The organism is Type-E symbiont of Plautia stali (assembly GCF_059731115.1).
Map to the genome: position 1 here is coordinate 4,180,421 of NZ_AP035906.1, position 15,272 is coordinate 4,195,692.

15 protein-coding genes are annotated in these 15,272 nt (G+C 55.3%); 11 read left to right on the forward strand and 4 right to left on the reverse strand.

What is annotated here, in order from left to right:
• Positions 1 to 2 precede the first annotated feature (2 nt).
• Entirely contained in the window at positions 3 to 1,163 is a 1,161-nt protein-coding gene (metB, locus tag AC6I8L_RS19345; RefSeq protein ID WP_058960108.1) for a cystathionine gamma-synthase, read from the reverse strand.
• Between the two features lie 277 nt (positions 1,164 to 1,440).
• Here metB and metJ point away from each other — a divergent pair, with 277 nt between their 5' ends.
• Positions 1,441 to 1,758 carry a met regulon transcriptional regulator MetJ gene (gene metJ / locus AC6I8L_RS19350; protein WP_034823729.1) on the forward strand — a complete coding sequence of 106 codons (318 nt, stop codon included), beginning with the start codon at positions 1,441 to 1,443 and terminating at the stop codon, positions 1,756 to 1,758.
• A gap of 76 nt (positions 1,759 to 1,834) precedes the next feature.
• Here metJ and rpmE read toward each other — a convergent pair whose 3' ends face one another.
• Positions 1,835 to 2,050, reverse strand: coding sequence for a 50S ribosomal protein L31 (gene rpmE / locus AC6I8L_RS19355; protein WP_021506837.1), 216 nt, complete (start codon positions 2,048 to 2,050; stop codon positions 1,835 to 1,837).
• A 230-nt stretch (positions 2,051 to 2,280) separates the two neighbouring features.
• Between rpmE and AC6I8L_RS19360 the strand changes: the two genes are divergently transcribed.
• From AC6I8L_RS19360 to rraA, 7 genes are all read left to right on the forward strand, one after another.
• Positions 2,281 to 2,415 (forward strand): hypothetical protein, encoded by a 135-nt coding sequence (locus AC6I8L_RS19360; protein ID WP_286119773.1) that lies wholly within the window; start codon positions 2,281 to 2,283, stop codon positions 2,413 to 2,415.
• 8 nt (positions 2,416 to 2,423) lie between these two features.
• On the forward strand, positions 2,424 to 4,622 hold the full coding sequence (gene priA / locus AC6I8L_RS19365; RefSeq protein ID WP_058960109.1) for a primosomal protein N': 2,199 nt from the start codon (positions 2,424 to 2,426) through the stop codon (positions 4,620 to 4,622).
• Between the two features lie 200 nt (positions 4,623 to 4,822).
• A complete protein-coding gene (cytR, locus tag AC6I8L_RS19370; RefSeq protein WP_498014495.1) occupies positions 4,823 to 5,833 on the forward strand; it encodes a DNA-binding transcriptional regulator CytR in 1,011 nt (336 codons plus the stop codon).
• A gap of 166 nt (positions 5,834 to 5,999) precedes the next feature.
• On the forward strand, positions 6,000 to 6,887 hold the full coding sequence (gene ftsN, locus AC6I8L_RS19375; RefSeq protein WP_058960111.1) for a cell division protein FtsN: 888 nt from the start codon (positions 6,000 to 6,002) through the stop codon (positions 6,885 to 6,887).
• Between the two features lie 205 nt (positions 6,888 to 7,092).
• Complete coding sequence (gene hslV / locus AC6I8L_RS19380) at positions 7,093 to 7,629, forward strand: ATP-dependent protease subunit HslV (RefSeq protein WP_071845580.1); 537 nt, start codon at positions 7,093 to 7,095, stop codon at positions 7,627 to 7,629.
• Between the two features lie 5 nt (positions 7,630 to 7,634).
• The gene (gene hslU / locus AC6I8L_RS19385) at positions 7,635 to 8,972 is read left to right on the forward strand and encodes an ATP-dependent protease ATPase subunit HslU (RefSeq protein ID WP_038644089.1); all 1,338 of its coding nucleotides are present in this window, start codon (positions 7,635 to 7,637) and stop codon (positions 8,970 to 8,972) included.
• A gap of 153 nt (positions 8,973 to 9,125) precedes the next feature.
• The gene (gene rraA / locus AC6I8L_RS19390) at positions 9,126 to 9,611 is read left to right on the forward strand and encodes a ribonuclease E activity regulator RraA (protein WP_034823742.1); all 486 of its coding nucleotides are present in this window, start codon (positions 9,126 to 9,128) and stop codon (positions 9,609 to 9,611) included.
• 53 nt (positions 9,612 to 9,664) lie between these two features.
• Here rraA and zapB read toward each other — a convergent pair whose 3' ends face one another.
• Positions 9,665 to 9,904 (reverse strand): cell division protein ZapB, encoded by a 240-nt coding sequence (gene zapB / locus AC6I8L_RS19395; protein WP_034823745.1) that lies wholly within the window; start codon positions 9,902 to 9,904, stop codon positions 9,665 to 9,667.
• 421 nt (positions 9,905 to 10,325) lie between these two features.
• On the opposite strand from zapB, the gene AC6I8L_RS19400 reads away from it, so the two are divergent.
• From AC6I8L_RS19400 to glpX, 3 genes are all read left to right on the forward strand, one after another.
• On the forward strand, positions 10,326 to 11,174 hold the full coding sequence (locus AC6I8L_RS19400; protein ID WP_034823747.1) for an MIP/aquaporin family protein: 849 nt from the start codon (positions 10,326 to 10,328) through the stop codon (positions 11,172 to 11,174).
• 29 nt (positions 11,175 to 11,203) lie between these two features.
• Complete coding sequence (glpK, locus tag AC6I8L_RS19405; protein ID WP_058960112.1) at positions 11,204 to 12,715, forward strand: glycerol kinase GlpK; 1,512 nt, start codon at positions 11,204 to 11,206, stop codon at positions 12,713 to 12,715.
• A gap of 96 nt (positions 12,716 to 12,811) precedes the next feature.
• Positions 12,812 to 13,822, forward strand: coding sequence for a class II fructose-bisphosphatase (gene glpX, locus AC6I8L_RS19410; RefSeq protein WP_058960113.1), 1,011 nt, complete (start codon positions 12,812 to 12,814; stop codon positions 13,820 to 13,822).
• Here glpX and emrD read toward each other — a convergent pair.
• Positions 13,812 to 15,008: a multidrug efflux MFS transporter EmrD gene (emrD, locus tag AC6I8L_RS19415; RefSeq protein ID WP_058960114.1), complete on the reverse strand. Its 1,197-nt coding sequence runs from the start codon at positions 15,006 to 15,008 to the stop codon at positions 13,812 to 13,814. The two genes, glpX and emrD, sit on opposite strands and share 11 nt — an antisense overlap.
• Positions 15,009 to 15,272 lie beyond the last annotated feature (264 nt).

Sequence of the window (15,272 nt, forward strand, 5' to 3'; positions counted from 1 at the left end):
GCTTACTCCTCGGCTGCGATCCGGAATGCATTATCCAGATCGGCGATTAAATCTTCGTGATCTTCAATTCCGACAGAAATACGCAGTAGCGTTTCTGAAATACCCGCTGCCGCGCGCGCTTCCGCAGACATGCCGGCATGCGTCATGGTCGCGGTGTGCGAAATCAGGCTCTCCACGCCACCCAGGGATTCCGCCAGCGTGAACAACTGCAGCGCTTTCAGGAAGCGGCGCAGACGCGCTTCATCAGCGTCAAGTTCAAAGCTGAGCATCGCACCAAAGCCACGTTGTTGACGCGCCGCGTACTCATGTCCGGCATTTTCCGGCAGAGACGGATGATACAGTTTTTTCACCAGCGGTTGTTGCTTCAGGTAATCAACAATCGCCAGCGCATTACGCTGCGCTGCCGCCATACGCGGCGCCAGCGTGCGCAGACCGCGCAGCAGCAGGTAGCTATCAAATGCTGCGCCGGTTACACCAATATTATTCGCCCACCAGGCAAGATCCGTGGCCATCGTCGGATCTTTAGAAATCACCGCTCCGGCCACCACATCCGAGTGACCATTCAGGTATTTGGTGCAAGAGTGGATAACCAGATCGGCTCCCAGCGCCAGCGGATTTTGCAATGCCGGACTCAGGAAGGTGTTGTCCACTACACTGATCGCACCCGCTGCACGCGCCGCCTGGCAAATGCCGGCGATATCTACCACGCGCAGCAGCGGATTGCTTGGGCTCTCCACCAACACGAGTTTGGGTTTCTCGGCCAGCGCGGCTGCCAGCGCGGCTTTGTCACCCTGATCGACAAATTTCACGCGATAAGCACCGCGTTTGCTCAGGCTGTCGAACAGGCGATAGCTGCCGCCGTAGCAGTCATGTGGGGCAACCAGCAGATCGCCCGGCTTCAGGAACACGGTGGTCACCAGATGAATCGCTGACATCCCGGTATTGGTTAATACCGCGCCCGCACCGCCTTCCAGTTCTGCCAGCGCGCGTTGTACCACATCACGCGTGGGGTTACCGCGACGTGAGTAGTCATGTGCACGCGGTTCATTAAAGTCGAGGAAGTTGTAGGTGCTGGAGAGGTGAATCGGTGGGACAACGCAGCCATATTGCTCGTCATCATTCAAACCGCTGCGTACTGCGATGGTTGCCTGTTTACGCGTCATGGTGCTTACTGTTCCTGAAGTGTAATAAGAAGTGGCAACAGGATAACATTCAGCGCATAGACGTCAATACATCTGGACATCTAAATGTCTTTGCGTATAGATTGAGCAAATCATCAATACCCGCTAAAATTACGCGTCATCGCCTGGTGTTCAGCGCGCTTTCCTGTGAAAAGCGATGCGTAAGCATAAAACCGGCAGTTTAAGCGGTCAGGCATCGAAAAATCGGGCATAATCAACGGATTTCCCCATATTCAACTTTTATTGATTAAGGTAACCCATGGCTGAATGGAACGGCGAATATATCAGCCCTTACGCTGAACACGGCAAGAAGAGCGAGCAGGTTAAGAAGATTACAGTTTCTATCCCGCTGAAAGTGCTGAAAATTTTAACGGATGAACGCACGCGCCGTCAGGTGAACAACCTGCGTCATGCCACAAATAGCGAATTGCTGTGCGAAGCCTTTTTGCATGCTTTCACCGGGCAGCCGCTGCCAAATGATGTCGATTTGCGCAAAGAACGTAGCGATGAGATTCCGGAAGAAGCTAAGCAGATTATGCGTGAGATGGGCATCGATCCCGACACCTGGGAATACTGAGTCCAGAAACAAAAAAACCCAGCCAAGGCTGGGTTTTTTCTTGCTGCCGAATCCGAAGATTCGATGGCAAATAATCTTATTTCTTGCTGCCTGGGATGCTGAAACGCTTGTTGAAGCGATCAACACGACCACCAGAATCAACAACACGCTGCTTACCAGTGTAGAACGGGTGGCATTTGCCGCACACGTCCAGGTTCAGGGTACCAGTCATGGTTGAACGGGTGTTGATCACGTTGCCGCAAGAGCAGGTGATGGTCACAGCTTCGTATTTCGGGTGAATACCTTGTTTCATGGGAGAACCTCATAAAAGGCCGTGTCGCTCTCCGTGCCAGGCGAACCTGCACAGCACCACACGCGGTTAATAATTAAGTGTATCTTTGACAAGTGATCTCATCAAAGGCGGCATAGTATACAGAAATTGACCGCACCAGGCAAATATCAGCTGTTTATTCTCTGAGCCACTGGGAGGCAGTGAACGTCCTCATCCCAGTCCATCTGATGGAAAGAGCGTGCGCAGCCAATGTGTCTATGCGCTGTGGCGGTGGCGGTGGCGGTGGCGGTGGCGGTGGCGGTGGCGGTGGCGGTGGCGGTGGCGTGAAGTATGACGAGGGTTGCATCAGCGTGTACACTACTTCTCCTTATTACAGTACCGGATAGAGATCGACATGCCCGTTGTTCAGGTTGCCCTGCCCGTTCCGCTGCCTCGCCTGTTTGACTACCTTCTGCCCGCCGATGCGGCGCAGCCGGTGGTGGGCGCGCGCGTCAGCGTGCCGTTTGGCAATCGTAAAATGATCGGCATCGTGGTGGCTGTAAAGGAAACCAGCGACCTGCCTCTGGCTCAGCTCAAACCGCTGGAGAGCGTGCTGGACGATCAAAGCCTGTTCTCTCCAGCGCTGTGGCGCATCCTTAACTGGGCCGCCAGCTATTACCATTCGCCGCTCGGCGAGGTGCTCAACCATGCTCTACCTGTGCTGCTGCGTCAGGGCAAACCGGCGCAGGAAACGCCGTTGTGGCAGTGGGTGGTCAACGACGCCGGACGCGAAGTGGCCATGGAAAGCCTGAAGCGTGCACCCAAGCAGCAGCAAGCTTTAGCGGCACTGCGCCAGCAACCTCTCTATCGCCATCAGGTCAGTGAACAGGATCTGACTGACGCCGCGCTGCAATCATTGCGTGCCAAAGGTCTGTGCGATCTGCGTGAACACGCACCGCAGATGCACGACTGGCGCACCACCTTTGCGGTGAAGGGCGATCGCCTGCGTCTCAATACCGATCAGGCGATGGCCGTCGGCGCGATGCGCAGCGAAGATGATCATTATGCAGCGTGGTTGCTGGCAGGCATTACCGGTTCGGGCAAAACCGAAGTCTATCTCAGCGTGCTAGAGAATGTGCTGGCGCGCGGCAAACAAGCGCTGGTACTGGTGCCGGAAATCGGCCTGACACCGCAAACTATTACACGCTTCCGTGAACGCTTCGATGCGCCGATCGATGTGCTGCACTCGGCACTCAATGACAGTGAGCGTCTTGCGGTATGGCTGCGTGCGCGCAGTGGCGAAACCGCGATTATCATCGGTACGCGTTCCGCGCTGTTCACACCGCTGGCGCGTCCGGGGGTAATCATTATTGATGAAGAACACGACAGTTCGTACAAGCAGCAGGAAGGCTGGCGCTATCAGGCGCGCGATCTGGCGGTGTTTCGCGCTCACGAAGAAGATATCCCGATTGTGATGGGTTCTGCCACACCGGCGCTGGAAACGCTGCACAATGTGCGCGTCGGCAAGTATCGACAGCTCAATCTGACCAAACGCGCGGGCAACGCCAAACCGGCTCTGCAACAGCTAATCGACCTTAAAGGCCAGCAGCTTAAGGGTGGGCTCGCGCCCGCATTGCTGGGCAAAATGCGCCAGCACCTGCAGGCCGATAATCAGGTATTGCTGTTCCTCAACCGCCGCGGATTCTCGCCTGCATTGATGTGCCACGACTGCGGGTGGCTGGCGGAGTGTCAACGCTGCGACAGCTATTACACGCTGCATCAGCATCATCGTCAGCTGCGCTGCCACCACTGCGACAGCCAGCGCCCGCTGCCCAATCAATGTCCGGGTTGCGGTTCCACACACCTGATGCCGGTCGGCGTCGGTACAGAGCAGCTTGAGCAGCAGCTCAGCACACTCTTTCCCGGCGTACCGGTGTCGCGCATTGATCGCGATACCACCAGCCGCAAAGGTGCACTGGAGCAGCATCTGGCGGATGTGCATCGCGGCGGTGCCCGCATTCTGGTTGGCACACAGATGCTGGCAAAAGGGCACCATTTCCCCGACGTGACGCTGGTTTCCCTGCTGGATGTCGATGGCGCCTTATTCTCCGCCGATTTCCGCGCCGCCGAACGCTTTGCTCAACTCTATACCCAGGTGGCCGGGCGCGCCGGGCGCGCCGGTAAACAGGGTGAAGTACTGCTGCAGACGCACCATCCCGAGCATCCGCTGTTGCAAACGTTGCTGCATCGTGGCTATTTCGCCTTTGCCGAGGAAACCTTGCTGGAGCGTCAGTCGGTGCAGCTGCCGCCGTGGACCAGCCACGCGCTGTTCCGCGCGGAAGACATGGACAATGCGCAGGCCGCTGAATTCCTCACACAACTGCGCAATTTACTCGAAGCCAGCCCGCTGAAAGATGAGGCCATGTGGTTAATGGGGCCGGTTCCGGCACTGGCACCGAAACGTAGTGGGCGCTGGCGCTGGCAACTGTTGCTACAGCATCCTTCGCGTAAACGCCTGCAACAGCTGCTGAGCAGTTCGCTGCCGCTAATCTCCACCCTGCCCGCCGCGCGCAAAACCAAATGGACACTGGATATCGACCCCACCGAGAGTTAGGCCGCATCACATCTGCGAGCCAGATCGAAAAAAGTCGCACAAGTCACAATTTTTATGCAAATTAAGTAACAACCTCACCCGACGTTGGGTTATCAATAGTGCCCATCCCGGCTGAAGCCCGGCAATGTCTGAAAATCAATGCGCTGTACCGCGTCAGGAGTTATACGTTGGACCAGAAGCAACCTTCATCTGCTGCCACCATGAGAGATGTGGCCGAGAAAGCCGGCGTCTCTACCGCCACGGTTTCTCGCGCGCTGATGAACCCGGAAAAAGTCTCGGCTGCCACCCGGCAGAAAGTAGAGCAAGCGGTGATTGATGTCGGCTATGCGCCACACGGGCTGGCGCGCAATGCCAAACGCGGCGAAACGCAAACCATATTGGTAATAGTGCCGGACATCTGCGATCCGTTCTTTAGTGAAATCATCCGTGGCGTCGAAGTCACCGCGGCGCAGGAAGGCTATCTGGTGTTGATTGGCGACTGCGCACATCAGGATCAGCAGGAAAAAACCTTCCTCAACCTGATGTTGACGCGCCAAATCGACGGCATGGTGCTGCTGGGTTCACAACTGCCGTTCGATGCAGGAATTGAAGATCAGCGTAACCTGCCGCCGATGGTGATGGGCAACGAATTCGCCCCGGAAATGGCTCTGCCTACCGTGCATATTGATAACCTGACGGCGGCATTTGAAGCTGTCAATCATCTGCTGCAACTCGGTCATCGCCAGATTGCCTGCATTACCGGGCCGGAACATATCCCGCTCAGCCAGTATCGTTTACAAGGCTACATTCAGGCTCTGCGCCGCAGCAGTATCGCCATTGATCCCACGATGATTGTGCACGGTGATTTCACCTTCGAAGCTGGTGCCAGTGCGCTGAAACAGTTGATGAGCTTACCGCAGCCGCCGAAAGCCATTTTCTGCCACAGCGACTTGATGGCATTAGGTGCAATGAATCAGGCACGAAAGCTGGGCATGTGCATTCCGCAGGATCTTTCCGTGGTGGGATTTGACGATATCGAACTGGCGCAGTATTACGATCCCCCACTCACCACCGTGGCACAGCCGCGATTTGCCATTGGTCGTGAGGCGATGCTGCTGTTGCTGGATGAACTGCAGGGCAAACGCGTCAACAACGGCTCACGTTTACTCGACGCGGAATTACGCGTGCGCGGAAGCACCGCACCCGCCACAAAAACGGGAAAAATGGTCTAGGCTTCACTGCATTTTCAGCGGATTCTGAAGGCAGACTCTGCTGGTCAAAGTTCCAGCCCTTGAGTAACATGACGCATTCGTTGCCGGGCAATTAACAGAACTTTTACACCCGTCTTAATTTAGGGTTTCGCCCATTGGCATTTTTTTGAAGGGTATCAGAACGAAAGTGGCACAGAGAGATTATGTAGGCCGCGGGCGTTCAACAGGGACGCGTCGCAAAAAACCCGCTGCAGGCCGCAGTAAGAAAAGCAAAGGCGGCTCCGGCACGTCAAAGTTGATGATCGTACTGGCCGTGGCCGTGCTGGTCACCTTTGCCGGTGGTTTATGGTTCATCTCTCATCATAAAAAAGAAGAGACTGAGGTCATTCCGAATCATAAAGCCAACGGCAACGGCCTTCCGCCTAAGCCGGAAGAGCGCTGGAAATACATCAAAGAGCTGGAAAATCGCCAAATCACCGTGCCGACGCCGACTGAACCGTCTGCTGGTGGTGGTGTGCAATCACAAACACAGCTGACGGATGAGCAGCGCCAATTGCTGGAACAGATGCAGGCTGATATGCGCCAGCAACCGACGCAGCTCAACGAAGTGCCGTGGAACGAACAAACTCCGGCACAGCGTCAGCAAACTCTGCAACGCCAGCAGCAGGTTCAACAACAGCAACAGATGCAGCGCCAGCAGCAACAGTTACAGCAGCAACAACGTCAACAGCAGTTGCAGCAACAGCAGGCGACGCGTCAACAACAACAGCCAGCGCCGATAACGCGTGAACCAGTGCAACAGCCGAAACCGCAGGAAATGGCAAAAGCGAAACCGGAAGAGAAAGCCGCTTCGCAGCGCTGGATGGTGCAGTGTGGATCGTTCAAAGGCACTGACCAGGCAGAGTCTGTGCGCGCAGGTCTGGCTTTTGAAGGTTTCGAGAGTCGTATCACCACCAGCGGTGGCTGGAATCGTGTGGTAATCGGGCCGTTTAAAGATCGCAGCAGCGCTGACAGCACGGTCAAACGCTTACACAGCTCCGGACACGGAAGCTGCATTCCTCTCGCTTTACCTTAAGTCATTCGCCTCGCGGCAAGTGCGTGAATCCCCTGAGCTTGCATCAGTAAGTTACAGGGGTGAACGCACCTCGCCAACGTACCGGCCATTTCAAGTAAGACAAATCTCGGGGTTGAAACCCTTCAAACCTACCCCATATCTGGTTGCATGATACTCCGCGCTCTGTGCGCGAAGTTACTTATCCACTGCAACAAGGGGTCTGCCCGTGACAACAATAGTAAGTGTACGACGCAACGGCCGAGTCGTGATTGGCGGTGATGGCCAGGCTACGCTCGGCAATACCGTGATGAAAGGCAACGTGAAGAAAGTGCGTCGTCTCTACAATGACAAAGTGATCGCTGGTTTTGCTGGCGGCACCGCAGATGCCTTCACCCTGTTTGAACTGTTCGAGCGCAAGCTGGAAATGCATCAAGGTCACCTGGTGAAAGCCGCGGTCGAGTTGGCAAAAGACTGGCGTACCGATCGCATGCTGCGCCGTCTTGAAGCGCTGCTGGCGGTAGCTGATGAGAACTCCTCACTGATCATCAGCGGTAATGGTGACGTCATTCAGCCGGAAAATGATCTGATTGCTATCGGTTCTGGTGGGCCTTACGCCCAGGCAGCGGCTCGAGCCCTGCTGGAGAACACCGACATTGGTGCGCACGATATCGTTGAGAAGGCGCTGAACATCGCTGGCGATATCTGCATTTACACCAACCACAACATCAACTTCGAAGAATTACCGTCTAAGGCTAAGGACTAAACATCATGTCTGAGATGACTCCTCGCGAGATTGTCAGCGAGCTTAACCGCTTTATCATCGGCCAGGACGGCGCCAAGAAGGCCGTGGCGATTGCACTGCGTAACCGCTGGCGCCGCATGCAGCTCGACGAAGAGCTGCGCCATGAAGTGACGCCAAAAAATATTCTGATGATTGGCCCGACCGGTGTCGGTAAAACCGAAATCGCGCGTCGTCTGGCAAAACTCGCCAATGCGCCTTTCATCAAAGTCGAAGCCACGAAATTCACCGAAGTGGGTTACGTGGGTAAAGAAGTCGACTCGATTATTCGCGATCTGACCGACTCTGCCATCAAAATGGTGCGCAGCCAGGCCATCGAGAAAAACAAATACCGCGCCGAAGAGATGGCGGAAGAGCGCATTCTTGATGTGCTGATCCCACCGGCGAAAAATAACTGGGGCCAGGCTGAGCACGCTGCCGAACCTTCTGCGGCCCGTCAGTCATTCCGCAAGAAACTGCGTGAAGGCCAGCTGGATGATAAAGAGATTGAGATCGATCTGGCCGCATCCGCAGCCGGTGTTGAAATCATGGCGCCTCCAGGCATGGAAGAGATGACCAGCCAACTGCAGTCGATGTTCCAGAACCTCGGCGGCCAGAAGCAGAAAGCGCGCAAGCTGAAGATCAAAGAAGCCATGAAGCTGCTGATTGAAGAAGAAGCGGCAAAACTGGTGAATCCAGAAGAACTGAAGCAAGACGCCATCGAAGCCGTTGAGCAGCACGGTATCGTGTTCATTGATGAAATCGATAAGATCTGTAAGCGCGGCGGCCAGAATGCGGGCGGCCCGGATGTATCACGCGAAGGTGTACAGCGCGACCTGCTGCCACTGGTGGAAGGCTGCACCGTGTCCACTAAGCACGGCATGGTGAAAACTGATCACATTCTGTTTATCGCTTCAGGCGCGTTCCAGGTCGCCAGCCCGTCAGATCTGATTCCAGAACTGCAGGGTCGCTTGCCGATTCGTGTAGAGCTGCAGGCGCTGACCGTGAATGATTTCGAACGTATTCTGACGGAGCCAAACGCGTCTGTAACCGTACAGTACAAAGCGCTGATGGGCACTGAAGGCGTGAACGTTGATTTCACCGAAGACGGCATCCGTCGCATCGCCGAAGCCGCATGGCAGGTGAACGAAACGACTGAAAACATCGGTGCGCGTCGTCTGCACACCGTGCTTGAGCGTCTGATGGAAGACATTTCCTATGACGCCAGCGATCGCAACGGCGAATCCATCACCATCGATGCTGATTACGTTGGCAAACACCTGGACGAACTGGTGGCCGACGAAGATCTCAGCCGCTTTATTCTGTAAGGGTTACATCGTTATCCGCTGCCCGGCCACTGTGCCGGGCATTTTTTTACGCAGGATATTGATGCAGCGCTTTTTTTAGCGGGTGATGATTTTGCCAACAATCGTCAGATAGCGATATACTTACCGCTCCTGTGGCAAACAGACGATACCCTCATGAAATACGATACTTCCGAACTCTGTGACATCTACCATGAAGAAGTGAACGTGGTTGAACCGCTCTTTTCCAATTTTGGCGGACGCACCTCATTCGGTGGGCAAATCACCACAGTGAAATGTTTCGAAGACAACGGCCTGCTTTACGATCTGCTGGAAGAGAATGGCCGGGGTCGCGTGTTAGTGATTGATGGCGGCGGCTCGGTACGTCGTGCTCTGGTTGATGCGCAACTGGCGCGTCTGGCAGCGCAAAACGAGTGGGAAGGCCTGGTGATCTACGGCTCAGTGCGTCAGGTGGACGATTTGGAAGAGCTGGAAATTGGTATTCAGGCGATTGCCGCGATTCCGGTCGGTGCGGCGGGCGAAGGGATTGGCGAAAGTGATGTGCGCGTTAACTTTGGCGGCGTAACCTTCTTCTCTGGAGACCATCTTTATGCTGATAACACCGGCATCATTCTGTCGGAAGACGCCCTCGATATCGAGTAAGCCTCAACAAAAACGGGTGCCGCAGCACCCGTCATGGGTTTAAGCATAGACGCTTAAACCTCTTCCATTTTTCCCAACAGTGCACGCAGACGCTCCTGCCACACATGCTGTTCTTCTTTCAGATGCTGGTTTTCACGCACCAGTGCATCCTGGTTGCCGGAAGCCTGGCTGGCTTCGTTACGCAGCGTATTATTCTGATCTTTCAGCTCTTCAATTTCCATCTGCAACAGGGTGATGGTATCAATCGCCTGCTGTACTTTCGCTTCCAGTTTCTCGAACACTTCAAATGACATCTTTATGACCTCTCCTAAATCTCTTGCAAGGCGTTGATGGTGCTGGGACTGCCTTGTTATGGTGCGTCCAGCCACGATGTCTCGATTGTATGTAGCCACACCCCGCAAGTCCAGCGACACAAGGCCTGCACGGGCAGTCTGTAACACTTTTCAGTTAATGCTTAAAAAAACGCTCACGATCGCGCATTTTTGCGCGCGGTCACGATATTGGACTTAAGTAAAGCAGGGTTAATGGCCCTTAAAGAAAGGTAAAAGACGCGAAAACGCGCATTTTTATGACGGAGTACACATATTTCGATTTCGCTATTTCTCGTTTATGCTCGTTAACGATAAATTCACATCAGCCCTACATAAGAGCTGGGTGACTCATGGATTGAGAACAAAAACTGATAAAATTTAACCTCGCTTCAGGAATGCCATTATGAGTCAGACAACGAACACACTAAAAGGTCAATGCATCGCCGAGTTTCTCGGTACCGGTTTGATCATCTTTTTTGGTGCAGGCTGTGTTGCTGCATTAAAACTGGCTGGTGCCGCATTCGGTCAGTGGGAAATCTGTATTATCTGGGGTCTTGCTGTCTCCATGGCCGTGTATCTCAGTGCGGGCGTATCCGGCGCGCATTTAAATCCAGCGGTAACGGTCGCGCTGTGCCTGTTTGCTAACTTTGAAGGCCGCAAAGTGCTGCCTTACATCCTGGCGCAGGTTGCCGGTGCCTTCTGTGCGGCGGCGCTGGTTTATGGCCTCTACTACAATTTGTTCTTTGATTATGAAGCCAGCCATCAAATGGTGCGAGGCAGCGTGCAGAGCCTCGATCTGGCCGGTATCTTCTCAACCTACCCTAACCCGCACATCAGTGTCGGTCAGGCGTTCCTGGTTGAGATGGTGATTACGGCGGTACTGATGGCGGTGATCATGGCGCTGACCGATGACGGCAATGGCGTACCACGTGGTCCACTGGCTCCGCTGTTAATTGGTCTGCTGGTTGCCGTGATTGGTGGTTCAATGGGCCCGCTCACCGGCTTCGCACTCAACCCGGCGCGTGACTTCGGTCCTAAGCTGTTCGCCTTCATCGCAGGTTGGGGTGATGTGGCCTTCACCGGCGGCAAAGATATTCCTTACTTCCTGGTTCCGATTTTTGGCCCACTGGTGGGTGCTTGCCTCGGAGCCTTCGGTTACCGTTCACTGATTGGCCGTAACCTGCCGGTCAACGTGGCGGAAGCCAGCAAAACAGAAAAACCGGTCGCACGCGCTGAGCAGCGTAAAGCGTAAGTTTCATCGTTAATCATCAGGAAAATAAAATGACTACGACTGATAAAAAATACATTCTCGCGCTCGATCAGGGCACGACCAGCTCGCGTGCCGTGGTACTCGATCATGACGCGAACATCGTCGCCGTCTCGCAGCGCGAATTCACCCAGATTTACCCGAAAGCGGGCTGGGTAGAACACGACCCAATGGACATCTGGGCGTCACAAAGCTCAACGCTGGTCGAAGTGCTGGCCCATGCCGACATCCGTTCTGATGAGATTGCCGCGATTGGTATCACCAACCAACGTGAAACTGCCATCGTGTGGGATAAAGAGACCGGTAAGCCGATCTATAACGCCATCGTCTGGCAGGATCCACGTACAGCGGACTATTGTAACAAGCTGAAGAAAGAGGGTCTGGAAGAGTACATCCAGCACACCACCGGTCTGGTGATTAACCCTTACTTCTCAGGCACCAAAGTGAAGTGGATCCTCGACAACGTTGAAGGTGCGCGCGAGCGTGCAAAACGTGGCGAGCTGCTGTTTGGTACCGTTGATACCTGGCTGGTATGGAAAATGACCCAGGGGCGTGTGCACATCACCGACCACACCAACGCCTCTCGTACCATGATGTACAACATCCACAAGCTGGAGTGGGATGAGCGTATGCTGGAGATCCTCGATATTCCGCGCGAAATGCTGCCGGAAGTGAAAGGCTCTTCTGAAATCTACGGCCAGACCAACATCGGGGGTAAAGGCGGTACGCGTATTCCAATCGCGGGTATTGCAGGTGACCAACAGGCAGCCCTGTACGGCCAACTGTGCGTACAACCGGGTATGGCGAAAAACACCTACGGTACCGGCTGCTTCATGTTGATGAACACCGGCACCGAAGCCGTGACTTCAACGCACGGTCTGCTGACCACCATTGCTTGCGGCCCGCGTGGCGAAGTGAACTACGCACTGGAAGGTGCGGTGTTCATCGGCGGTGCCTCCATTCAGTGGCTGCGTGATGAGATGAAGCTGATCAGCGATTCAACCGACTCTGAATACTTCGCGCTGAAAGTGAAGGACACCAACGGCGTCTACATGGTGCCTGCGTTTACCGGTCTGGGTGCGCCTTACTGGGATCCGTATGCCCGTGGCGCCATCTTCGGTCTGACCCGTGGTGCCAACGCAAATCACATCATCCGTGCAACCCTGGAATCGATTGCTTACCAGACGCGTGACGTGCTGGAAGCGATGCAGAACGATGCAGGCACCCGTCTGCAATCTCTGCGCGTGGACGGTGGTGCGGTCGCCAACAACTTCCTGATGCAGTTCCAGTCAGACATTCTCGGTACGCGCGTTGAGCGTCCGGAAGTACGTGAAGTGACCGCGCTGGGTGCAGCTTACCTTGCTGGCCTGGCGGTGGGCTTCTGGAGCGATCTGGAGGAAGTACGTGCGAAAGCGGTCGTTGAACGTGAGTTCCGCCCAAGCATCGAAACCACCGAACGCAACGTGCGCTATGCAGGCTGGAAGAAAGCCGTGGCGCGTGCGCAAGCGTGGGAAGACGCTGAGTAATACCTTTGACCCGCGGCACCCTGCCGCGGGTTTTTCTCCCCGCCCTGCTTTCCCCTCCGTGTTACACTGCCTGCCTGTTTTTTATCAGGTGCAACCATGAAACGAGAACTCGCGATTGAATTTTCCCGTGTGACCGAAGCCGCTGCATTAGCGGGCTATCACTGGTTAGGACGCGGCGATAAAAATGCGGCCGACGGTGCAGCCGTCCACGCTATGCGCATTATGCTCAATACCATTGATATCGACGGTCAGATTGTGATCGGCGAAGGTGAAATCGACGAAGCGCCGATGCTCTATATCGGTGAAAAAGTCGGTACCGGCCGTGGGGATGCGGTGGATATCGCTGTCGATCCTATCGAAGGCACACGCATGACGGCGATGGGTCAGGCCAACGCACTGGCAGTATTAGCCGTGGCCGATAAAGGTAGCTTCCTGCACGCACCTGATATGTACATGGAAAAACTGATTGTCGGGCCCGGCGCGCGCGGTGCTATCGATCTCAACCTGCCGCTCGAAGCCAATCTGAAGAACATCGCCATCGCTCTGGATAAACCCCTCAGCCAGCTGACCGTGTCGATTCTGGCTAAGCCGCGCCATGACGCGGTGATCGCTCAGCTCCAGCAGCTCGGCGTGCGTGTTTTTGCCTTCCCGGATGGTGATGTTGCGGCCTCGATTTTGACCTGCATGCCTGACAGCGAAGTGGATGTGCTTTACGGTATCGGCGGTGCGCCAGAAGGTGTGGTGTCCGCTGCAGTGATCCGTGCAATGGATGGCGACATGCAGGCTCGCCTATTGGCGCGCCACGACGTCAAAGGCGACAGTGAAGAGAACCGTCGTTTGGGCGAGCAGGAGCTGCAACGTTGTGCTGAAATGGGCATTAAAGCCGGAGAAGTGCTGAAGCTGGAAAAGATGGCGCGTAACGATAATGTGATTTTCGCCGCCACCGGTATCACCACCGGTGACCTGCTGAAAGGCATTACACGGAAAGGCAACATCGCTACCAGCGAAACCCTGCTGGTGCGCGGTAAATCACGCACCATCCGCCGCATCCAGTCGATCCATTATCTGGATCGCAAAGACGCGGCGCTGCATCAGTTTATCCTGTAATCGCCTGTTTGCCGCTCTCCGGATGACGTGAGAGCGGCCACCAGCACAGTAGCATCACCAGCGACGTGACAAACATCAGCATCCCGAGGCTCGACTGATCGTGCTGCGGCAGTAGCGCCGACAGCCAGGCAATTACGCCAGAGCCCAAATTCTGTATGCCACCAATCAGCGCGCCCGCACTCCCTGCTAACCATGCATACGGCTCCATCGCACCGGATGTTGCCAATGGGAACAGCATCCCGGCACCAAAGAAGAACAGTGCGGCAGGCACCAGCAGTGTCCAGATATTCATGATGCCGAACCATGCCGGAATCCACATCAGCAGACCCGCCAGCAAGCAACTGTTCACGCCGTACCACATCAGCGTATGCCAGGACTTCTGCTCGCGCCCGGCAAACCACGCACCAAAAAAGGCGGCCGGGATCGGCAGGATAAACAGAATGCTGACTGTGATGCCATCCAGACCGAGCACGCCCCCCATCAACACACCACAGCTGGCTTCAAACACTGCGATGCCTGCCAGGGCGCCTACCAGCAGCAGCAGATAGCGGATAAAATTCCCGTCGCTAAGTAAGGTGGCATAACGGCGCAGAAACGGTGTGGCAGGCGTATCCACGGGACGCGTTTCGGGTAGCCAGCGCGCCATGGAAGCTGTGACGCCGACGCACAGCAATAGCAGAAAGGCAAAACAAGCGTGCCAGCCAAACAGGTGCGTCAGTAGCGCGCCAATCACCGGTGCCAGCAGCGGGCTCACCAGAATTCCCATATTCAGCAGACTATTGGCCTGGCGCAGGGCGATACCGGAATAGAGATCGCGCGGCATAGTGCGCGCCATCACCCCCGCGACGCCAGTACCCAAACCCTGCACCGCGCTGCCCAGCACCAAAATCTGCAGTGATGGCGCAAACATGGCGATCAATGCCCCCACGGCAAAGATCGTCATACCGATAAGGATCACCGGACGACGGCCAAAGCTATCTGACAACGGACCATAGATCAGTTGTGATCCACCATAGGTCATCAAATAAGCGGCCATGACCTGCTGCATGCTGCCACTGCGTACGTTCAGGGCTTCGGCCATGTTCGCCATCGCCGGCACATAGATGGTTTGCGCCATCTGTCCGACCGCCACCAGCACGATCAGCATGAATAACAGGAAGCGGTTTTGTGTTTTATTCTTCAACATGGAACAAAATGTCTGCCTGAGAAACAAAATAAAAGCAGCACTAAAAAAGGCTGCTGGCGATTAATGGCGGCAAAAATATCAGGATTGCGTGACAAATCGAGAGGTGAGTGCAAAGCGACTGGCGCAGTGGTGTCAAGATTACTTACCGGGTCGTAACCCGACCGCTACAGTTGATGTGGAGTGCGCATGATTTGTCGCTGAGAGCCCTTTACTCTCCGCTGGGCTGGAAATCTGTGAGAGGGCTGACGATGATAGTGATACGCC